This is a genomic window from Bacteroides bouchesdurhonensis (genome assembly GCF_900155865.1).
GTDB lineage: Bacteria > Bacteroidota > Bacteroidia > Bacteroidales > Bacteroidaceae > Bacteroides > Bacteroides bouchesdurhonensis.
In genome coordinates this window covers 4,115,243-4,135,597 of sequence record NZ_LT707006.1, presented here as the reverse complement: position 1 = coordinate 4,135,597, position 20,355 = coordinate 4,115,243, and the positions used below count along the sequence as shown (strand labels likewise).

The following is a 20,355-nucleotide window of genomic DNA, read 5'->3' as shown; positions in this document are numbered from 1 at the left end:
AAACACCAACCATCATGAAATATACAGAAGAAATATTCAATATACTTAGTAAAGGAGGATTTATATCAGCCAATAGTATTTCTACTCAGATAAAGCGATTGTATGATGCTATTGAAGAAGAACAGTCTGATTATTTTGAGTATTATAAAGGAATTGGTTTCTACCTGGAAGGGGGAGATGGTTATTACCATTTTGTTCGTAAAGAAGCGAAGGTAGATTTGGAACGTAAACTGGAAGCTGCTTTTAGATGGATTGACTATATGAGTTTTCTGAAAACGTATAATTCCGCTTTCGGGTCGGGATTCTTGTTTCGTGCTGCTGATATTGAGATTCAGATAGGATGTGATATTGAATTAAAAGAAAAGGCTTCCAAACTTTTCACAGATAAAAAGAAATATGATGAAGTAGTTGCTAAAATTGTGAAGGAGCTGGAGAGTATGGGGTTGATAGAAAAGGAGAATGAGCTGGACGGAACCTATAAAGTATTGGCTGCTTTTCATTATATGGAAGATTTGATTGATTGTATTACCATATCGGAGGAGGTGCAAGATGAGATACCTGAATAAGATTATATTTCTGAATAGTGCCCATATTCCTTATGCAGAAATAAAGCTGGATGGAAATGTGCATTTTATTGGTACTCAAGGAGTGGGGAAGAGTACGTTGCTTCGTGCTATCCTTTTTTTCTATAATGCTGATAAGCTGAGGCTGGGTATTCCTAAAGAGAAGAAAAGCTTCGATGCATTTTATTTTCCTTATGCCAATTCTTATATAATCTATGAAGTGATGCGCGAGCATGGTGCATATTGTGTATTAACCGCTAAATCATTAGGTAGGGTATATTTTCGGTTTATAGATGCACCGTTTCAGAGAGAATGGTTTATCAATGATCGTAATGAGGTACATACTGAATGGAGCCATGTTCGTGACGGGATTGGTTCCAAAATACAGATCACCAAACAAATAACCGGTTATGAAATGTATCGTGATATTATCTTTGGTAATAACCGGAAACAAGAGATGATACCGTATCGGAAATTCGCAATTGTAGAGAGTGCCAAATATCAGAATATACCACGTACCATTCAGAATGTTTTTCTGAATTCCAAATTGGATGCTGATTTTATTAAAGATACCATTATTCGTTCGATGAGTGATGAAGATGTCTCGATTGATATGGATTTCTATCGTGGACAGATAAAAGAATTTGAACAAGAATACAGGGATGTGATGCTTTGGTATACTCCTAACAAGAATGGAGAAATACCTGTCCGTAAGATGGCAGAGAAGGTGATGAATGCTTATCGGGATTTGATTTATACTCATAAGCAGATCGATGAAGGGCGTGCTGAGTTGAACTTTGCGGAGAAACGTACGTTGCAGGAAATACCTTTGATGAAGGAAGAGATTGCAAAGATGGAGAGTGAACACGAACGTATTTTGCGACTTATGGGTGAATTGCAACAGAAGTATGCTAAAGAGCACGATGGTCTGATTGCGGATAGGAGTATAATCAATGATTTCTTAAAACAGGTACGTGATAAGCGTATGCATTATGAAGAGGTGCAGATTGAAGAAATCATCAAACGTGTTTCCCGCGAAGAGATGTGGACTCTGGAATTGGAACAAGTGCGTGGAATGAAATCGGAACTAACCAAAGCGTATGATGATGTGTTATCTAAATATCGTCTGCTTTTGGATAAGTTAGAAGCGGATTTTCGTACTTCCGAGAATAATCGTCAGACTCAAATATTCGTTAAGAAGTCGGAAGTTACTGCTAAGCAGGAAGAATTAATGCAACGGCTTCGTGAAGAAGAAGAAAAAGTGAGATTGGCTCAGGAAGAAAGATTCCAAACAGTGGATAATCGCATCCGGCAGTTACATGAAGAGCAGTCTCAGTGGAAACTTCAACTTCAAAAGATCTCTTATGAACATCCTCATCAGAAAGAAATGGAGGGGTGTGAAGAAGGTATCAATGAACTGCGTAAAATAGATAGAGAACTGGAACTAAACATTCGCCGGCAACAAATCGAAATCAATCAGCTGAGGCAGGAATGTGAGTTGAAGCGGAAAGATGTGAAATGGGAGTTTCAAACAAAGATGGAGGCGATTCGTAAAGAGAGAGCGACGATTGAAAATCAGCTTCAGTCATTGGATACTTTGATTGAAAAGAGGAAAGGTTCTCTTTGTGAATGGTTGGAGCAAAATAAACCTGGTTGGCAAGATACAATTGGAAAAGTAGCAGATGAAGAGCAGGTATTGTATAACAATGAATTACATCCTCAGTTAGTGGGAAACGAAAATACACTGTTTGGTATTTCGCTTAATCTGGAAGCAATGGATCGTTCTGTACGTACGCCTGAAGAAATGAAATTGGAACGTGAACAACGGCAGATTGTCTGGCAATCGTGTACGGATAAACTAAAGCATTTGTCGGAAGAGGAAGTTGAAGCGGTTTCTTCTTTGGAAAAGAAATATTCCAGGCAGATACGTGACCTATCGGAAAAACAACATCTGATGGAAGCTGAACGAATGCAAATCCCGGTTAAACTGAAAAATCTGCAAGCAGATTATGCTTCCTGGAGGACAAAGGAAGAGGAATGGAAGCGTAGCCGGACGGAAGAATTGCAGATGAAATCGAATGAAACTGCTCATAGGCTTTATCTCATTGAGGAGGAAAAGAAAAAGTTGCAGATGGAACGTGACAAGCAATTGAAAGCTTGCCAGAAATCTTATAAAGATGCTAAAACGGAAGTGTTGAATGAACAAGAACTGTTTATAGCTGATATCCGGCAAGAAATAGATGGTCTGAAACAACAAATGGAACAACGGAAGAAGGAACTGCAACGAGCACTGGAAGATGAATTGAATGGAAAAGGTGCTGATACGGCTACTATTCGGAAATATGATGATCGGTTGGATATAATCAAGAAAGAGTTGGAGTATATCAATAGATATCGTCCGGAAGCTTTGTTTTACGAGAAAGATAAAAAAGATTTTTTGGATAAAGAACCGATGGTGCGTAATCGGAAAAAAGAATTGGATACGAAATTAACTGCATTGGATGAACGTTTTGTTTTGAGAAAAGAAAAATATCAGATACAGCTGAAAGAAGTGGATGATAAACTCGGTCGGATGAATAAGGAACTTCATGCAATGGAAGAAGGGTTGAATAAGGTAGATATGTTTCGTAAAGATAGGACATTCTGCCCGCTCGAAATCTTGGAGCCAGGTGAGAAAACTACTCGGAAAAGTTGTGATCTCATAGTAGAGGAGTTAAAATCTCTCATTGTTTCTACGATTAAAAAGACAGATGAGTTCAAAAAGATCGTTACACAGTTCAACGGAAATTTCTCACCCAAGAATACATTCCATTTTCGTGCGGAGTTGGTTGGCGAACAGGATTATTGTGATTTCGCAGCTAACTTATGCGAATTTGTGGATAACGATAAAATCTCTGAATATCAGAAGCATATCAGCGAACGATATACGGATATCATTCGTCGTATTTCGAAAGAAGTGGGTGATCTTACCCGTAATGAGAGTGAGATACATAAAACAATTCATGCTATCAATGATGATTTCATCGAACGGAATTTTGCGGGAGTAATCAAAGAGATAGCTCTTCGACCTTTACAAAGTAGTGACAAACTAATGCAGTTGTTACTGGAAATAAAACGGTTTAGTGATGAAAACCAGCATAATATGGGTAAAATGGATTTGTTCTCACAGGATACCCGGGAAGATGTCAATGCTACTGCTGTTCGTTATTTGTTGTCGTTTATGAAATATCTGCTTGATGAGCCGGGACGTAAACGGTTGGCGTTGGCTGATACGTTTAAACTGGAATTTCGTGTGAAAGAAAACGATAACGATACGGGATGGGTGGAGAAGATAGCCAATGTGGGTTCCGACGGTACAGATATCCTGGTCAAAGCAATGGTGAATATTATGTTGATTAATGTTTTCAAAGAGAAGGCTTCCCGTAAGTTCGGGGATTTTAAAATTCATTGCATGATGGATGAAATTGGTAAATTACATCCTAATAATGTGAAGGGGATTCTGGATTTTGCGAATTGCCGCAATATTCTGTTAGTAAACAGTTCTCCCACCACTTATAATGTGGAAGATTATCGTTATACCTATTTATTAAGTAAAGATAAGCGGTCGAACACGCAGCTTGTTCCATTATTATCATATAATCAAAAAAAAGAATAGATGAAAGAAGAAATGTCTTTGGCGTTTGCCCGTAGAATGATGCAGCTGTTGAAAGGAGAAAGAATTGCTTCCAGTAAATTTCAGGTTGATGTGGCAAAAGAGCTATTAGATGAAGATATATTGATAGTTAGTAGTAGTGGCTATAGAAGAAGCTATCGATTGAGAGATCCACAAGGACTGCGCACTTACCTTGCACAACGTTATGATATTGGTGGTAATTTGGAACAATGGTATGAGATAAAATCCAGTGAGGAAGAAATAAAGCGTTCGGAACAAGTGAAAGTTGTTGGAAACTCGAAATTAAAAAAGACTCGTGCTTTTAGAGGTTTCCTCATTAACTGTGTCACTCCGATAGAAGCTACTTTATGTGATGAGCCGTTGATTCTTCAGCCTGCAAAAGGGACATCTGTGTTTTTGGAAGATTTTGAACATTTCCGGGTTGCGGAAGATGTAGTAGTGGTTGGTATGGAGAATGGTGAAAGCTTTCAATCCATTCGTGATCAACAATATTTGTTTGAAGGAATGAAAGTACTCTTCGTATCCCGTTATCCCCAATCGAATGATTTGCGTTCATGGTTACAAGTGATACCTAACCGTTATATTCATTTTGGAGATTTTGATTTAGCTGGTGTGTCTATCTTCCTGACGGAATATTATTCATATCTGGGGGATCGTGCAGAGTTTTTTATTCCTGCGGATGTAGAGAAAAGAATAGAGAATGGCAATCGGTTACTTTATGATATCCAATATGACCGCTATAAAAATATGACTGTTGCTGACAGACGTTTAGAGCCGGTTGTTGAAATGATTCATCGTTATAAACGCGGCTATGAACAAGAAGGGTATATAAGAAGAAATTAAAAGTCGTATTATTTTATTTCGTCAACTTATTATGGAAGATCATATATTGTATAATAAGTAGGCATTGGTCCATTGCTCATCCATGAGCGAAATTGAGTCAGCTTGCCATATGTTTGAAAAGGCAACTTTTAATCTACTTTATACTCGTAGTAGATATCATACAAGGTATCGGGGAATCCCCATCCGCAATCCTCTACTGATTTCAGCATCCGCTCGATCCGTTCACTAAATTGCTTTGTATATCCTAATTTATTAATCAGTTCCATTGTTTTGGTGAAGTTCGTTTCCAACGTAGTATAATATTGTTCCCACATATCGCCGTACATGCTGGTCATTTCGCATCCTGTTTCGATGTAATATAGCATTAGATCCACCAGGCAAGTTGGATGTGGATTTAGTTTCTTGAAATCGGATATCGCCTTACGGCAAATATTGAAGCGGCATTTAGGCTCCCCGCGTCTAGGAAAGAATTCGTCGCGGATGATTCTTTTGTATTCTTCCAATTTCTCATCCTCATTTGGGTTGAGGTAAAATTCCAGATACTCCTTTGCTTCTTTACGAGCATCGTAAAGTTCCAGCATCACTTCGATAATCTGCTCCTTATTCAGAGTGGAGAGGTGTTTTTTAAGTTGAGCTTTTGACATGGTTGCTATGTTTTTACGTATTTCTGCAAACTTACATAAAAAACTTGATTTATAAGCGTGTTCAATAAAAATAAGGACCACTCCGTTCGTTCATAGTTCGAGATTCCCGAGTATTTAGTATCTTTCAAGTGGCAACCCAAATAGTACTAATTATGAGGAACGTATGTGGTCTTGATGTGCATAAAGATAGTGTGTTTATGTGCATTCTCAAAGAAAATGGTGATAAAATCGAAGAAACGTTTGGTGTACTAACTCCTGAACTTGACCGTCTTCGTGATTTATTGGTGTGTCACTTTGTGGGTGAAGTCGCCATGGAAAGTACCAGTATTTATTGGATTCCTATCTGGCGGGTATTATGTAGTGATTTTGATGTAAAGCTGGTCAATCCTTACTTTATCAAACAACTTCCCGGACGTAAAACCGACGTAAAAGATGTTCAGTGGATTGCTACCGTTTTACAGAAAGAACTTATAAAAGGTAGTTTTATACCTGAACCTGTCATTCAGGAGCTTCGCTTGTTTGATCGGAAAATCTTCTATCTCAATCGTAATTTGCAACGTGCCGAGCAAGCTATTGATCTGATTCTGCAACGATGCAATATTCGTTTAAGCAATTGTGTAAGTGGTATCGGTGGTAAATAACGATGCAGCATATTATGCTAATTGATTATCAGTAGTTTATGGCTTAAAAGATAGACTGCTCAAAAAATTACTTGTTTTTTCGTCAAAAATCGAAGATTTAACACTTTTCTTCGTTGCCAGTCTCAAAACAGAGGGAAAATGGGGAAAATCGCTCTCTTTCGCCCCGAAACCTCCGCTTCGCAAAGATAAGGTATATCGGGGATTATTTCGCCGGTTCAGGCTGCAAAATGGAAGACAGATTCACAGATTTCCGGGTTGTTTTCTTGTGACCTGGTAGGAGGTGAGTATTGCTTTGCTTGGAGTTGTATTTTGCTCAATCTTCATACTTAGATTGCTCATATTTTGCAGCCAAAAGAGAAAGTCTATAGGTCTGGTTCGGCTTGGTTTGGGCGAAGCTATCTCTTTTTCTCCCCTTTGTTAGCTTTACTTTAATGAACGTATATATGAATACGGAGATAAAGTAAAGTTGGTTTCGGTAATTTATGCTGTGATTCGCTTGAAAAAATGTCGTGTAATAGGGATGATTCGTTGGAAAAAGTGTAACTAAATTCGATTTATTCGCTTGAAAAAATGTATTTAACCTTGGTTTATTCGCTCGAAAAAGTGTAATTTTGTAGCGGAAAGAATAAGATTGCGCTATGCTTAAAAGGAAAATAGAAACATATTTAGCTAATTGGAAAGAGGCCGAGGGCAGAAAGCCCCTTGTGATAAAAGGTATTCGCCAGTGCGGGAAGACATATATTGTCCAGAAATTCGCAAGGGAGAATTATGAAAGTGTGGTCTATATGAACTTCATTCTTGAACCTGACAAGAAGTCTGCCTTTACTGGCAATATAGATGTCGATACCATCATTCTCAACCTCTCTGCTTTGATTCAAGGCAGTCGGTTCATTGAAGGGAAAACCTGCATTATCCTTGACGAGATTCAGGAATGTAAGGAAGCAAGGACAGCCTTGAAGTCATTTCATATAGACGGACGTTTTGATGTTATTGCCACAGGTTCTCTTTTAGGAGTGAAAGGCTATGGTCAAAGCAAGAAAAAGAAAGAGGATGTCGGGCAAGATTCTGTTCCTGTCGGATATGAAACCGTAATTGATATGTACCCATTGGATTTTGAGGAATTTCTATGGGCAAACGGAATCGGTGAGGCTGTTATCGATTCTGTCAAATCATGTTTTGAGAACGAAAAGGCTGTTCCCGATGGGATTCACAAGGCAATGATGGAGCTGCTATACAGATATGTTATTGTAGGAGGGCTGCCGGAAGTGGTGAATTGCTTCCTTGAAACCAAGAATATCGAACTCATATATAAGAAGCAGCGTAATCTTATTGCCGGATACGAAGAGGATATGGTTAAATATGCAGATGATGCGGACAAACCTAATATCCGTGAATGTTTTGAATCCATTCCGAAGCAATTAGCCAAGGAGAATAAGAAATTCCAATATTCCATAGTCAAAAAGGGAGGAAGGTCTTCTCAATACATCGGTAGCATTCAATGGTTGGAGGATGCCGGAATAGTCCGTAGGTGCTATAACACGCAGATTACGGAACTGCCGTTGGAGGGCAATTCCATCAAAGATTGTTTCAAAGTGTACACTACTGACATAGGTGTCCTTGTAGCAATGCTCGACTATGGCACTCAGGCTGATATATTGAAGGGGAATCTTCTTGGATATAAGGGAGCTATCTTTGAGAACCTCATGGCGGATTTCCTGTGTAAGTCCGGACAGAAGCTATACTATTTCCATAAGGACAGTGGGCTTGAACTGGACTTCTTGGTAAGGTTCAAAGGCGAATGCGTCATCCTTGAAGTCAAGGCTAAGACCGGTAAGGCAAAAAGTATGGCTACCATTCTTAAAAATAAGGATGTGTATCATGTCAAGAATGCAATCAAGTTGGGGCAATATAATGTAGGACGTGAGGGAGATATACTCACCATTCCGTTGTATATGGGATTCCTTGTCGAAGACAGGCTTGCGGACGTTATCATTCCTGATGTTGATGTGAGTCTGTTGACTACTATTTAAAAATTTTGATTATGGCAAAACAGATATTAGTTGGAATTGAAGAACAGAATTTGAATGAGGTGGCTCACTATCTGGTGATATACTTCCCATACAATGAGGAAATGTGTAGCTATACAGATGATTGGCTTGGTGAGCTATATGAAAACAAGTATCCTTTGGTTTCTAAAGGGATGTGGTCTGGCATAATTGACTTGAAAGTTCATAAACTTCTTGATTGGAAACCAGAATATGGAACTTTATATCTTCAAGCTAAGGTATGTGATAGCGGAACCTATTTCTTGCTTGATAAAGATAAAAAGGTAATATGTAAAATTACCGATTATGTACCTAATGGCTTAATTCCGGAGGCGGATGATTGTGGGGATTATATCCGTTTAAGAATCAAACATGACGGTATGATAGAAAATTGGATGGAGAAGCCAGACTTTTCCGACTTTATTAAAGATGCTAATGCTGTTAAGAAAATTGATACGAGCATTGAAGAAGAACCAATACTCGACACTAAAGTAGAGTTCACTTATAGCCATCTTATGGCAAAACTGCTTCGTCTTCCGAAATACCTACAATTGGAAATAGGGAAGGCACTGATAGCAAATGCATCAGAAGGTTTTGAGGAAGAGGATGATGAAGATTCTCTCTAATCAGATGGAAGATTAAGAATGATATACAGCTGCAATAATTTGATTATTAAAAGTATAATTCTATGGATATATTAAGTCTCACCAAAGTAACATCATCGTTCATCCTAACTTTAATAGAAACAGACGATGGACAAAAGAAACAAATTTTGGAGACGCCAACAAATGGCTCGTGTGTTTAAGGCTCGCATGATTCTTTATGCCGCTTATGGTCATTGCATCATTCGTGAGGATGGAAGCTATTATGAGCATCCCCGTTGGTTTGAATTGGCAAAAGAGAAATGGGCACAAGTTTACAAAACAACAGGTACTCCGTGTAGCTGTTGGATGTGCAGGGGATTCGAATATGACCGCAAGGAGTATAAGAAAGAGACTCGGCGGATTATTCGGGAATCAATGGAGTGAGCTAAATGATAAGGAACTGAATCTGTGTATTAATTGCATAGGTTCAGTTTTTATTATGCGGCATATAGGCAAAAGGTTACGTGGATTTTCTCAGAAAGTGATGTGTGATATGGAATTTATTTGCTAATTTTGCGCTGAGTTTGAAACGATATAAAAACTAACAATGCAAAGAAATAGCATGAACATATTATCGAAGGTCACAATTTGGGGTAACAAACGCCCTGAATCTGTACTGTGTGTTCATGTCTTTGGCATTGAACCTTGTATTATAAATACTTTCCAACGAAGAACATAGCATGGTGTAGTTTATTCTACCCCTGATTGAAAATATAAACTGAATAGTTGGAGAGTCTTTACCGAACTTTCCAACTATTTTGTTTTTATACCCATTTGTGACAGTTATCTTACGATGCTTTTCTGTCATTTCCGTCTGATGGGTGATTGACAAACAGATTATTAACGTGCAGTGATGCACATAAATTGAGAAGAAATGAATTATAAATTTGATGGCAGTAAAGTATTTTTTACATCTGATACCCACTTTTATCACGGAAATATCATTCGTTTCTGCAACAGACCTTTTGAGGATGTGGAAATGATGAATGAAACGATTATCTCCAATTGGAATAATACAGTTGGCTTGGATGATACTGTTTTTCACTTGGGTGATTTCTGTCTGGGCGGTTCAGCTGAATGGACTAAAATTCTTGATAGATTGAATGGCAAGATATATCTGATTCTCGGCAACCATGATTTAAAGAACTTGAGGCAGGGGTATGTCGATAGGTTTGAGCATGTGACCATGCAGATGCATATAGAAGTGGATAAACAGAAGATATATTTGAATCACTATCCGTTTCTGTGCTTTGATGGCGGCTATAAAGATGTATGGCAACTGTTCGGCCATGTGCATACGAGGAAGAATAACACTGGAATTGATGCAGCCCGGCTTCAGTATCTCTATCCTACACAATATGACGTAGGTGTTGATAACAACAACTTTATGCCGGTTTCATTTGCACAGATGAAGATAATTATTGAAAAACAAGTTGAACAATTAAAAATGAAAGAGCAATGAAGATACAATACATGAGCGATTTACATCTGGAGTTCAGGGAGAACAGCAGATATTTAAAGCATAATGAATTACCTGTTACCGGTGACGTGCTGGTTTTGGCTGGAGATATATTCTATCTTAGGGATAGGATAGCTCCTATGATGAAATTCTGGAAATGGGCTTCGGATAATTACAGGCAGGTTCTGATTGTTCCCGGCAATCACGAATACTATAATTATTCGGACGTGATGGAACGAGGGCTGCAATGGAAGTGGATGTTCCGTGAGAATGTAGGGTTCTATCAGAATCAGGTAATCCGTATCGATGATACCGATTTTGTCCTGAGTACGCTATGGTCACGGATTAACCCGAATGACGAGTATTTCGTGTGGAAAGGTATGAATGACTTTCGCCAAATCAAATTTGACGGAAAATTGCTACAGGTAGAGGAATTCAATCGGATGCATGAGACCTGTATTGATTTTATCCGGAAAAGTGTCGAAGAGAGCACGGCTGGTCATATTGTGGTGGTTACTCATCATTTGCCTACTTTGGAGGTGATTGATCCACAGCACAAGAACTCCGTACTGAATAGTGCATTTGCTAGCGAATATGGTGATTGGATTGCCAACAGTCGGATAGATATTTGGATTTATGGACATTCACATACCAATATAGACACAGAGATTGGTAGTACAAAAGTAATCTGTAATCAGATGGGATATATTTTTGCGAATGAGCACATTGTGAATGGGTTTGATCCGAAAAAGCATGTTGAAATTTAATGAGCATTAAGCAATGGATGAAAGAATAATAGATAGAAAACTCTTTATTGATTTGGCAAATGAGGTTGGCTTGAACGCTTCGCATATAGAAGCAATGGGTGAAATGCGTCATTGTGAAATCACAGTTAGCGGCAATATGCTGGAACGTCTAGTTGAAATTCAGCATCAGTTCGAGCAACTTACCGTAATGGGGGATGATGAATACCGTGGCTTCTACATTGTGGTACCGCGACCCACTCCAGAGGAATGGGGTGATGTCGAGGAACTGATTGCTTCGGGAGAGTATCAAAGCAAAGAAGCCTTCCTTGCGGACTGGCTTGCGTTCAATCCAACGGAAACGCAGTGGTTTCATGTTACCTCTTATAAATACGAAGAGTTCCGGTCGATTCGCATTACAGACCGAAAACATGCGCATTTCGTCATAACAAATCGCTCCTCTTGTGCCGACGGAGAATCTGATGACGGATGGTATCAGGATTCCCTTGCCCGACTTTTCTGCTATTTGCAGAGGCTGGTTGATGTTATTGCTGCAAATCCTGATGGGTTCAACGACTATGTGGCGCACAATCTGCCGTGCCAGCAACGGATTGGGCGGATTGCACGAAAGGAACTCAATAGGATAGCTCCGAGCTTTAAGATTAATGTGGAAGATCGGGAAACAGCGATAAAGGCTTTGGAGGATTCTGCGAAGGAACATTCCGCACTTCATCTGAAGACTATGACCATTCGGCAATATTGCACATATTATCGTATCGCTAACGAGGCTTATGAGGCATACTACCGGAAGCGAAGTATTGGAAACCGTCTCTACGAAGAACAACCGAATATCCCGGAAGAACTGCGAGATGTAGTCTATTACAAACGAGTGAAATTCGTAGATGTAGATAAACTCTATGACATTGACAGCCCGGAGGATTTTATACGGTTTGCAACAGACCACTATGGCGAGTTGTGGTTTTCGCGCTTGAACATCATTGCATCGAAGGTGCCACAGCAGGGTTGGATGATAGTTGTTTCTAATAGCTACTCGGCAAATGTCGAGCTGGCCATTGAGGTTGCCACTGCTCTATATAAGGTCGGAGTGCCATTATTGATTCGTGATGCCGAGAAACTTTTGAGGATTCTGCGCGAAGAAGATTATGTGCGGTTAATTCCTAATACGTACCATAACTATATGGGTTATCAGGAAGAAGGTACTGTTTACGAACTGCCGTGGGAATACGAATGCTCAGACGATAGTGAATCGGATTTGACTTTGGAGCAATACAATGCGATTGTTTCTCTTGCGGAATGGCAGGATGAAGAATTGGTGAAGCCCATCGAGTGATGCTTAAATTGAAGAAGCTGGCTTTTATCTTGACTATAATCATAGATAAAGGTAGAAGTCTGCTTCTTTGAAATCTCTATTTTGGTAGCAAAATCAGTATTTAATAGTCGTATCTTTTGAATTTGTGATTTTTGCGTCCGCAATACATCATTAAATAGATATAAAGTAGTATCTTTGCATATTATATGATGAGTTAATATGACAAAGAATACAATGGGAACCAAACTTCCCCGAAATTTGGAGCAGAAGATGTCTGTTGTGGGAGAACAGATTAAACTGGCTCGCTTGCGCAGGAATCTGAGTGTAGCTCAGGTGGCTGAACGTGCTACCTGTTCTCCGTTGACCGTGTCCCGAATAGAGAAAGGCGCACCGACAGTCGCAATCGGAATCTACTTGCGTGTGCTGTATGCTTTACAACTTGATGATGATATTCTGTGGCTGGCCAAAGAAGACAAATTGGGAAAAGCCTTGCAGGATTTGAGTTTGAAGACCAGGGAACGTGCCTCAAAAAAGGAGTAAACGATGAAGACGCTATATGTTTATGCCGATTTTGATTGGCTCAAGGAAACAGAACTCATTGGTGAATTAGGTTATGAATCTCTTCGTGGCTCGGACAGCTATTGCTTTACCTTCAACGATGGATGGTTGAAGAGACACGGAGATTTGTTCCTGAGTGATGACCTCAATAATTATCCGGGACAGCAATATACGCAACTGGAGAAAGATATATTCGGATGTTTCTCGGATGCTTTGCCGGATCGTTGGGGACGAACGCTGCTGTTGCGACGTGAACAGATTGCTGCGATGGAAGAGAAACGACCGGTGCGGAGATTGTCTTCTTTCGACTTTTTAACTGGTATCGATGACTTTTCCCGAATGGGTGCTTTCCGTTTCAAGGAGTCAAAAGGCGGAGGATTTATAAATGTAAGTGAGTCTTTGAAAATCCCACCTCTGACGGATATAAGGGAGTTGATTGCAGCCAGTGCGGAAATAGAGAAAAGCGAAGAGGGGAATGTCCTGCCTGACAGGAAATGGATTGCCCAACTCGTACAACCGGGTTCTTCATTGGGAGGCGCAAGGCCTAAAGCCAGTGTGATAGACACGGATAAAACGCTTTATATAGCCAAGTTCCCTTCTCGCAAAGATGATTACGATGCAGGACTTTGGGAGCATTTCAGCCATCTTCTTGCTGCAAAAGTCGGTATAAATGCCGCAAAGACCAAAGTGCTGGCTACCGGAGAGAAATATCACACTTTGCTTTCGCAACGCTTTGACAGAACTCAAGAAGGGAGACGGATTCATTTTGCTTCTGCCATGACTTTATTGGGACTCAATGACGGCGACAATGCAACTACGGGACACGGTTATCTGGATATAGTAGATTTCATAATCCAGAACTGTACGAATGTAGAAGGGAATCTGCAGGAACTCTATCGCCGTGTGGCTTTCAATATCTGCATTGGTAATAGCGATGACCATTTCCGTAATCACAGTTTTCTTTTGACTGCAAAAGGTTGGACGCTTTCTCCTGCATACGATATGAATCCAACTTTGAATGAATATCAAAGTTTGCTTGTTTCATCAACTTCTAATAAAGCAGAGCTGAGTATTTTGCTGGATGCCAGCGAAGATTATATGCTTAACCCAAAAACGGCAGAAAAGATTATTTCAGAAGTGATTGAAGCCGTGAAAGGATGGCGAGAACTGGCAACACGATTGAGTATTTCCAAAAGAGAGATGGATATGTTTTCAGGAGTATTGGATGAACGATATGATAGTATTTAAATTTGATAAGGAGAAAAATAACTATGAGTGGAGGATATTTTGATAGGAGCACATATGCAATGCGTGAAATCGCAGATACTATGGAGCGTGATATTGCGAGAGCTTTACAGCCAAAGCCAGAGAAGGAGCATATGGATTATTGGGTAATTTATGAGAAAGATAGCTTTAGCTCATTCCATAACTATAACAGCTATATGAAGTTTGCTAGTTATGAAGATGCAGAATCTTTTCTCCTGAGAGATAAAACTATCATCAAGGCAGAACAAAAATATGCAGACCTTTTTATCGCAGATGACATAATATTCCAGTCAACAACGCATAATATGTCTGATACTCCTGATGGTGAACAAATTCCAGTATTATACTCAATCTATCATTGTTGTTATGATCGTTATCCGGATGATGCTGATGTATTGGAACTGTCAGATGAGACGATAAATGCAATGAAGGAGGCATATCGGCAAATGCGCATAGCAGAAATATATGCAACTCGCGTAGATTGGATGATGAGTGGCGATGATAGCGAAGAGAGCTTCCGTGAACGCATTAAGGGAGATTTGGCGGAGTTTGAAAAGGAATATGCTGTTAAAGACTGGACTTTTCTATATGATGAATAAAAGTAACAACCTGTCATAAAATAAAGAAAAAGATGTATTTTTGCATATCATATGATAGATTGAGTATGATAAAGAAAGCTACCATATCAACCAGCCGGTTGATATGGTAGAATGGTTAACCGCTTCGTTTTGGTGAATTTAGGATGTATGGATTAATTCAGACAGTGAACTATCCGAAAATTTTGGATGGTTCAATCAGAATCTTCTGGAATAATCTGACAATTGCGGTAATTATCTATGCACTATATTAATATTTCCGATGCTTTAAATAAAAATCAATTGCTTGTTCATTGATCGCTTTGTAATTTTCATAGCGTCCGCCAAACATTCCCTGCTTTATAGGAGGCCATTCATTTTTGAGTGAATCAGCACTTTTCCAAAATATAGTATATGGTTCTTTCCCCATACCTCTCAATTCATATTCTTTTTCACTTCGTACAAACTGTCCTAATGGGACATCGAACTCTCTAAGAATTGAACATTTGTTGTAGCCGTATATTAAAGACTTCATACGTTCCCAGATATAAAAGGTGTTTTCATACTCCGAATTGACAACAAAAAAATCCTCGAATAAAGGACGCAATTCATTGAGCAAAAAGAAACTGATAGGATAATAATAACGCTGTCCTATTAATTCATTCCATGTTTCATAATTCCAATGAGTGCTACCCAACAAGGTTAACAATGGCTCTCTATATGAAACAGTCATAAAATTAGGAGCAGGGACGGATAGTTTCAAAATACTATCAAGTTCTCTGAATTTACTGTATTTAATACAGGCAATACCGATGGCATTTAATAATAGCATTGGAGCTATTGAGTGTATATACTGAGTTCCTTCTATGAAGCTCTCGCCGTTTTTAAAAGGCTTGATACATAATTTTACCAATAATTCACCAAAAGGCTTAATGTGATACCATTTACCCCATCTGATTGCCAAAATTGCGATTTCTATCAAAGGAGTAATTGCGCTTTTGTGAAGTTCCAAATAATTTGAAAAAGATTCCTGTGTTAGGGCAAAGTTATATTTAGCATGGGCATTTATTATATCATAGGCGTCATTGCCTAATCGTTCCACTAAATCCATATACTCAATATCGTACTGACTTGATGATAGATATTTTTTGCATTTTGCAATCATTATGTCATGCCCCATATTCTTACTGATATGGTTCTCATTTAAAGCAGAAACTTGCTCCAATAATTCTGAGAATAATTCATCAGCACCATTTATAGGTAATAGTTCACCGTGTCTTAGTCGTGTTAATTCCTGCAATATTTCTTTGGCTATACCAATAGTTGCGAAAAACGAATTATATCTTGAGGCTGTTGCTTCAGATATAATTTTAATAAGTCCTTTATCCCATTCTCCAGACCATCCGCAAGTTATAAGCCCATAATCCTCAAAAATTCGTTCAAGGTATCGTCTCATTATTGGAGGGTAATCATCCAATTCTTCTGTCGTGTTCCTAAATTGGCAATCAATATAATCACCATTGATTTTAATAATTGTAGGGAGCTGACAATGAGTAAGTGGCGTAGTTTGTGAAATGGCGGCTTCATGAGAAACTACTTGAGGTGTTATTCCTTCTGCTTCAAATGCCTGTTCTAACAATCTGTCAAAATTAGTCGTCAAAATAATGCGGATATAACCGGCTTTTGCCAATTTGGCAATTGCTTTATGGGCTTTTGTTGGTTGTTTCCAACCCAATTCTTTTTCTTCTTCAGTGGGCTCAAAAAACTGTTTCATTAACTGCACTCGTTCAGTGGGTGTTTTTACCAATTCTTCCAACAGGAATGAATACGAGGCTTCTTTCTCATATCTTTCTTTAAACCATTGGTGCGGATTATCCTTTATAATATCTTTTTTTGAGGCTGCCAGCTGTTCTATTAAAGCTGTTTCAACTTCCCATCCTGTTGGTATATGTGCAGAGCGTGATATTCCTGAACCAAGCAAAAGAGCATAAGTGCCTTTGTTGGAATACATGGAAAAGGCTAATGTTGTCAGTTTTTCTATTGTCATAATATTTTTGATATAAATGATATACGCAAAGTTAGACAATTTTATCGGGTTTGAGTAAATGATGGTCATAAATATTGATGTAATTCGCAAATTCAATGGAAAATCATATAATTTAAATGATGCTTCAATGAAATAAATTCATTACTTTTGCATGATAAGGTAAATAACATAATCCAAAATGGAAGAAGCAACGAAGGATATAAATCGAATCAAAGTTGTTCTTGTTGAAAAGAAGCGGACCAATAAATGGCTGGCAGAACAATTAGGGAAAGACCCGGCAACGGTTTCCAAATGGTGCACAAACACTTCACAACCAGGATTGGAAACATTGTTGCAGATTGCTAATGTTCTTGATGTAGATGTGAAAGATTTGCTGCATTCTACAAAGGAAGATACTATGTATTTTAAAGTTCCGACAAATTTTACTATATAACAGATTCAGTACTATGCCTAAGAATAAAAATGCGGAATATAGGTTTATGGTTTTAGACCGATGCTTTAGCGATTATCACCATAAATATAATATTGAAGACTTGCTGGAAAAAGTCAACGATAAACTTTATGATGCTAATGGTTGTAAGTCCATGATTTTAGAACGTCAGCTCCGTGGTGATTTTAGTGCTATTCGCAAAATGCTTCCAGATGGAGTTTACCTTGATGCTATTCCGTATGATGGTAAGAAATGCTACTATCGTTATTCAGAACCAGATTTCTCTATTTACAAAAATGAACTTTCTGTTTCAGAGGTACAGAATCTTCGCTCTACCATAGAAATGTTAGGAAAATACAGAGGTTTGCCTTCAAACGGATGGCTGGAAGAAGTCATCTCTAATCTTGAAATCAGATTTGGTGTCAAAAATAACGCTGAAAATCTTGTTTCATTTGGACAAAATGAACAATTAAAAGGATTAGAATATCTTTCTGACATTATTGATGCTACAATCAACCACCAACCGTTGGAAATTGAATATATATCTGCCAATGGAAACCATCATCAGCACACATTGCATCCCTATTTCGTAAAGCAGTACAATGGTAGATGGTATCTGTTTGGTTTAGATGAAAAGGAAGAACGAATTAAAAATCTAGCTTTCGACAGAATCAAAAGTCTTGCATTAAGTACGTATATATTTCGTAAAAATGAAATTGTTGATTTCAATTCCTATTTTGATAATGTGGTTGGGGTCACAGTGCCATATGATGCAAAATTAGAAGAATTTCAATTAAAATTCTCTCCGCATCGTTTTAAATATGTAACCTCCAAGCCTATTCATAAATCGCAAAAAACGGTAAGCGAAAAAGACTGTGTCATTTCTCTTACCCTATATCACACTTTGGAATTAGAACAGCAGATTTTTTCATTCGGACCAGATGTTGAAGTCCTATCTCCAGCTTGGTTTAGGGATGAATTTGGCAAAAAAATCCATGATTGTCTGAAAAAATATTTATCTATGCAGAATCACTGCACAGATAAAGATGAACTTGGCAGCTGTAATCAAGCAATAGGCGTTAAACTTTAATTTAGATAGACATAATACAGTGCGTTAATATGAACAATAATATGCAGCAACAAACAACGATTAATATTCAAGAGAAAGCAAACCTTATTTGGGCTATAGCAGATAAGTTAGTAGGTGTTTATAAGCCTCACGAGTACGGTAATGTCATTCTTCCAATGTGCGTTATCAAACGCTTTGAAGATACCCTTGCACCTACCAAGCAGGCAGTCCTTGATACAAATGCCAAACTTGACAAAGATGGCATTGTGGTGAAAAAGGGATTTTTGGAAACGGCTGCCGGTCAGCAATTCTATAACCTTTCTCCGTTCACATTTCAAAGCCTTCTGAACGATCCAGAGAATATCAAAGAGAACTTTGAATCATATCTTAATCATTTTTCTGAAAATGTAATCGACATCATCCATCGTATGGACTTCGACCGTGAACTCCAAAAGATGGCTGATAATAATGTACTGTATCTTGTCATTAAAGAGTTCTGCACCGCCAAAGCCTATCTCGGAGCAGATGTCGTTACCAGTGTGGACATGGGGTACATCTTCGAAGAGCTGGTGCGTAAATTCTCGGAAAGCTATGACGAACAGGCAGGAGCACACTTTACCGCCCGCGACATTATCTATCTCATGGCAGAACTGCTTGTCGGCAACGATGAACAGAAGTTGGAGTGTGAAGGTATTACTGCCTCTATCTATGATATGGCGATGGGTACAAGCCAGATGCTGGGTTGCCTTACCGAACGTTTTCTGAAGATTGATCCGGAAGCGGAGATTACAAGCTACGGGCAGGAGTTGAACAACCAAACCTTTGCCATTGCCAAAGCCGATACACTTATCAAGGGAGGCAATGCCGACAATATGCGTCAAGGAGATACCCTTGGGGATGACAAGTTTTCCGGTTATAAGTTTGATTATATCATTTCAAACCCACCTTTTGGTATAGAATGGAAAACCTCGAAGAAGGCTGTAGAGGATGAATATATATTGGGTGAAGCTGGTAGATTTGCCCCCGGACTTCCTGCCATTGGCGATGGTCAGATGCTGTTCTTGCTGAACGGTATAGCCAAGCTGAAAGAAGATGAGGGTAGAATGGCAATCATTCAGAACGGCAGCAGTCTTTTCAAAGGGGATGCTGGCAGTGGCGAAAGTGAAATCCGTGGCTATTTGTTGGGAAACGACTGGTTGGAAGCTATCGTTCAGTTGCCTAACGACTTGTTCTACAATACTGGTATTGCTACATATATTTGGCTTATCACCAAGAACAAAAGCGAAGAACGTCAAGGTAAAGTCCAACTTATAGATGCAAGCCAATGTTATGACAAACGCCGGAAGAGTCTGGGAAATAAGCGTGTGGAGATAAGTGACTGCTGCCGAGAACTTATCATGGAGGCATACAAGGACTTTACAGATTGGGAATACATAAGTGAAGACGGTACTTTGAATGTTGAGAGCAAAGTGTTGGATAATGACTACTTCAAATTTTCTAAACTGACTGTTGAACGTCCTTTGGTGGATGAAAAGACGGGTGAACCCATATTCAAAAAGGGGAAAGTACAGCCGGATGCCAAGAAACGTGACATCGAGATTGTACCTTGGACGGAAGACATTGAGGAGTATATGCAGAAGAATGTCCTCCCCTACGCCCCAGATGCTTGGATTGACGAGAAGAAGACCAAGATTGGTTATGAGATTCCCTTCACACGTGAGTTCTACAAATATGTAACTCCGCGCAAGAGCGAAGAGATTTTTGCCTACTTGAAGGAGCTGGAACTACAAGAGGCAGAATTGATGACTAAAATTTTGGGATAGTT

Annotated in this window: 17 protein-coding genes and 1 pseudogene; 16 read left to right on the top strand and 2 right to left on the bottom strand. The window is 39.0% G+C overall.

The annotated features are described in order from the left end of the window. Nucleotides 1-14: 14 nt before the first annotated feature. From CZ225_RS18080 to CZ225_RS18070, 3 genes are read left to right on the top strand one after another with little or no spacing between them, the layout of a single operon-like run. On the top strand, nucleotides 15-566 hold the full coding sequence (locus CZ225_RS18080) for a condensin complex protein MksE (RefSeq protein WP_077154890.1): 552 nt from the start codon (nucleotides 15-17) through the stop codon (nucleotides 564-566). Continuing rightward, nucleotides 550-4,218: an ATP-binding protein gene (locus tag CZ225_RS18075; RefSeq protein WP_077154889.1), complete on the top strand. Its 3,669-nt coding sequence runs from the start codon at nucleotides 550-552 to the stop codon at nucleotides 4,216-4,218. The genes CZ225_RS18080 and CZ225_RS18075 overlap by 17 nt, the downstream gene beginning before the upstream one ends. Then, the gene (locus tag CZ225_RS18070) at nucleotides 4,219-5,079 is read left to right on the top strand and encodes a DUF7281 domain-containing protein (RefSeq protein WP_077154888.1); all 861 of its coding nucleotides are present in this window, start codon (nucleotides 4,219-4,221) and stop codon (nucleotides 5,077-5,079) included. A gap of 128 nt (nucleotides 5,080-5,207) precedes the next feature. On the opposite strand, the gene CZ225_RS18065 is transcribed toward CZ225_RS18070, so the two are convergent. Next, nucleotides 5,208-5,723, bottom strand: coding sequence for a DUF6155 family protein (locus CZ225_RS18065; RefSeq protein WP_077154887.1), 516 nt, complete (start codon nucleotides 5,721-5,723; stop codon nucleotides 5,208-5,210). A 152-nt stretch (nucleotides 5,724-5,875) separates the two neighbouring features. Here CZ225_RS18065 and CZ225_RS18060 point away from each other — a divergent pair. The 10 genes and pseudogenes from CZ225_RS18060 to CZ225_RS18015 form a co-directional block, all read left to right on the top strand. Beyond that, nucleotides 5,876-6,361, top strand: a pseudogene (locus tag CZ225_RS18060) (IS110 family transposase); the annotation flags it as partial. Between the two features lie 641 nt (nucleotides 6,362-7,002). Beyond that, nucleotides 7,003-8,394: an ATP-binding protein gene (locus CZ225_RS18055; RefSeq protein WP_077154886.1), complete on the top strand. Its 1,392-nt coding sequence runs from the start codon at nucleotides 7,003-7,005 to the stop codon at nucleotides 8,392-8,394. 11 nt (nucleotides 8,395-8,405) lie between these two features. After that, nucleotides 8,406-9,035 carry a hypothetical protein gene (locus CZ225_RS18050; protein WP_077154885.1) on the top strand — a complete coding sequence of 210 codons (630 nt, stop codon included), beginning with the start codon at nucleotides 8,406-8,408 and terminating at the stop codon, nucleotides 9,033-9,035. A gap of 126 nt (nucleotides 9,036-9,161) precedes the next feature. Next, nucleotides 9,162-9,437 carry a hypothetical protein gene (locus CZ225_RS18045; protein ID WP_021862420.1) on the top strand — a complete coding sequence of 92 codons (276 nt, stop codon included), beginning with the start codon at nucleotides 9,162-9,164 and terminating at the stop codon, nucleotides 9,435-9,437. Between the two features lie 490 nt (nucleotides 9,438-9,927). Then, nucleotides 9,928-10,515, top strand: a complete 588-nt coding sequence (locus CZ225_RS18040; RefSeq protein WP_021862421.1) for a metallophosphoesterase — start codon at nucleotides 9,928-9,930, stop codon at nucleotides 10,513-10,515. Continuing rightward, entirely contained in the window at nucleotides 10,512-11,279 is a 768-nt protein-coding gene (locus CZ225_RS18035; protein ID WP_024987109.1) for a metallophosphoesterase, read from the top strand. Before CZ225_RS18040 ends, CZ225_RS18035 begins: the two co-directional genes overlap by 4 nt. Before the next feature lie 13 nt (nucleotides 11,280-11,292). Continuing rightward, nucleotides 11,293-12,606: a hypothetical protein gene (locus CZ225_RS18030; protein WP_077154884.1), complete on the top strand. Its 1,314-nt coding sequence runs from the start codon at nucleotides 11,293-11,295 to the stop codon at nucleotides 12,604-12,606. 198 nt (nucleotides 12,607-12,804) lie between these two features. After that, nucleotides 12,805-13,125, top strand: a complete 321-nt coding sequence (locus tag CZ225_RS18025) for a helix-turn-helix domain-containing protein (RefSeq protein WP_077154883.1) — start codon at nucleotides 12,805-12,807, stop codon at nucleotides 13,123-13,125. 3 nt (nucleotides 13,126-13,128) lie between these two features. Continuing rightward, on the top strand, nucleotides 13,129-14,391 hold the full coding sequence (locus CZ225_RS18020) for a type II toxin-antitoxin system HipA family toxin (RefSeq protein WP_077154882.1): 1,263 nt from the start codon (nucleotides 13,129-13,131) through the stop codon (nucleotides 14,389-14,391). Between the two features lie 23 nt (nucleotides 14,392-14,414). Next, the gene (locus CZ225_RS18015) at nucleotides 14,415-15,008 is read left to right on the top strand and encodes a hypothetical protein (protein WP_077154881.1); all 594 of its coding nucleotides are present in this window, start codon (nucleotides 14,415-14,417) and stop codon (nucleotides 15,006-15,008) included. 247 nt (nucleotides 15,009-15,255) lie between these two features. On the opposite strand, the gene CZ225_RS18010 is transcribed toward CZ225_RS18015, so the two are convergent. Next, the gene (locus CZ225_RS18010) at nucleotides 15,256-17,031 is read right to left on the bottom strand and encodes an SIR2 family protein (RefSeq protein ID WP_234983072.1); all 1,776 of its coding nucleotides are present in this window, start codon (nucleotides 17,029-17,031) and stop codon (nucleotides 15,256-15,258) included. A gap of 178 nt (nucleotides 17,032-17,209) precedes the next feature. Between CZ225_RS18010 and CZ225_RS18005 the strand changes: the two genes are divergently transcribed. Genes CZ225_RS18005 through CZ225_RS17995 form a run of 3 tightly spaced genes read left to right on the top strand, consistent with a single transcriptional unit; the run spans nucleotide 17,210 to nucleotide 20,353 of the window. Then, the gene (locus tag CZ225_RS18005; RefSeq protein ID WP_022276591.1) at nucleotides 17,210-17,464 is read left to right on the top strand and encodes a helix-turn-helix domain-containing protein; all 255 of its coding nucleotides are present in this window, start codon (nucleotides 17,210-17,212) and stop codon (nucleotides 17,462-17,464) included. Between the two features lie 13 nt (nucleotides 17,465-17,477). Further along, nucleotides 17,478-18,551, top strand: a complete 1,074-nt coding sequence (locus CZ225_RS18000; RefSeq protein ID WP_077154879.1) for a helix-turn-helix transcriptional regulator — start codon at nucleotides 17,478-17,480, stop codon at nucleotides 18,549-18,551. Nucleotides 18,552-18,580: 29 nt separating this feature from the next. Beyond that, complete coding sequence (locus CZ225_RS17995; protein ID WP_077154878.1) at nucleotides 18,581-20,353, top strand: type I restriction-modification system subunit M; 1,773 nt, start codon at nucleotides 18,581-18,583, stop codon at nucleotides 20,351-20,353. Nucleotides 20,354-20,355 lie beyond the last annotated feature (2 nt).

Coding starts and splice junctions, on each gene's coding strand:
- CZ225_RS18070 (WP_077154888.1), top strand. CDS start 4,219: ATGAAAGAAGAAATGTCTTTGGCGTTTGCCCGTAGAATGATGCAGCTG.
- CZ225_RS18035 (WP_024987109.1), top strand. CDS start 10,512: ATGAAGATACAATACATGAGCGATTTACATCTGGAGTTCAGGGAGAAC.
- CZ225_RS18065 (WP_077154887.1), bottom strand. CDS start 5,723: ATGTCAAAAGCTCAACTTAAAAAACACCTCTCCACTCTGAATAAGGAG.
- CZ225_RS18000 (WP_077154879.1), top strand. CDS start 17,478: ATGCCTAAGAATAAAAATGCGGAATATAGGTTTATGGTTTTAGACCGA.
- CZ225_RS18025 (WP_077154883.1), top strand. CDS start 12,805: ATGACAAAGAATACAATGGGAACCAAACTTCCCCGAAATTTGGAGCAG.
- CZ225_RS18055 (WP_077154886.1), top strand. CDS start 7,003: ATGCTTAAAAGGAAAATAGAAACATATTTAGCTAATTGGAAAGAGGCC.
- CZ225_RS18040 (WP_021862421.1), top strand. CDS start 9,928: ATGAATTATAAATTTGATGGCAGTAAAGTATTTTTTACATCTGATACC.
- CZ225_RS17995 (WP_077154878.1), top strand. CDS start 18,581: ATGAACAATAATATGCAGCAACAAACAACGATTAATATTCAAGAGAAA.
- CZ225_RS18010 (WP_234983072.1), bottom strand. CDS start 17,031: ATGACAATAGAAAAACTGACAACATTAGCCTTTTCCATGTATTCCAAC.
- CZ225_RS18045 (WP_021862420.1), top strand. CDS start 9,162: ATGGACAAAAGAAACAAATTTTGGAGACGCCAACAAATGGCTCGTGTG.
- CZ225_RS18050 (WP_077154885.1), top strand. CDS start 8,406: ATGGCAAAACAGATATTAGTTGGAATTGAAGAACAGAATTTGAATGAG.
- CZ225_RS18080 (WP_077154890.1), top strand. CDS start 15: ATGAAATATACAGAAGAAATATTCAATATACTTAGTAAAGGAGGATTT.
- CZ225_RS18005 (WP_022276591.1), top strand. CDS start 17,210: ATGGAAGAAGCAACGAAGGATATAAATCGAATCAAAGTTGTTCTTGTT.
- CZ225_RS18015 (WP_077154881.1), top strand. CDS start 14,415: ATGAGTGGAGGATATTTTGATAGGAGCACATATGCAATGCGTGAAATC.
- CZ225_RS18020 (WP_077154882.1), top strand. CDS start 13,129: ATGAAGACGCTATATGTTTATGCCGATTTTGATTGGCTCAAGGAAACA.
- CZ225_RS18030 (WP_077154884.1), top strand. CDS start 11,293: ATGGATGAAAGAATAATAGATAGAAAACTCTTTATTGATTTGGCAAAT.
- CZ225_RS18075 (WP_077154889.1), top strand. CDS start 550: ATGAGATACCTGAATAAGATTATATTTCTGAATAGTGCCCATATTCCT.